Origin of the sequence: Salinarimonas soli (genome assembly GCF_008386575.1) — a bacterium.
GTDB lineage: Bacteria > Pseudomonadota > Alphaproteobacteria > Rhizobiales > Beijerinckiaceae > Salinarimonas_A > Salinarimonas_A soli.
Window position 1 is genome coordinate 1 of sequence record NZ_VUOA01000175.1, and the last position, 606, is coordinate 606.

Genomic DNA, 606 nt, shown 5'->3' on the forward strand with positions numbered 1-606 from the left:
CCCAGATTTGAGGAAATCAAGAAGGAAGTATCCTCATACATCAAGAAGATTGGCTACAACCCAGCTGCTGTCGCTTTCGTGCCCATTTCTGGATGGCACGGAGACAACATGTTGGAGCCTTCAACCAAAATGCCTTGGTTCAAGGGATGGCAGGTGGAGCGTAAGGAAGGCAAAGCTGACGGAAAATGCCTCATTGAAGCTCTCGATGCCATCCTGCCACCTGCCCGCCCCACTGACAAGCCCCTGCGTCTTCCCCTGCAAGACGTATACAAAATCGGTGGTATTGGTACCGTGCCCGTCGGCAGAGTTGAAACTGGTGTGTTGAAACCAGGTACCATTGTTGTCTTTGCCCCTGCCAACATCACTACTGAAGTCAAGTCTGTGGAGATGCACCACGAAGCTCTCCAAGAAGCTGTACCTGGAGACAATGTAGGTTTCAATGTAAAGAACGTGTCCGTCAAGGAATTGCGTCGTGGTTATGTTGCTGGTGACTCCAAAAACAACCCACCTAAGGGTGCTGCAGATTTTACAGCTCAAGTCATTGTGCTGAACCATCCTGGTCAAATCTCAAACGGTTACACACCAGTGTTGGATTGCCACACTGCC

Annotated in this window: 1 protein-coding gene; it reads left to right on the plus strand. The window is 50.2% G+C overall.

Translation table 11 applies throughout. The features are described 5' to 3' along the window. On the plus strand, positions 1-606 hold a 606-nt coding region (locus tag F0L46_RS27770; protein WP_240540167.1), incomplete at both ends, for an EF-Tu/IF-2/RF-3 family GTPase.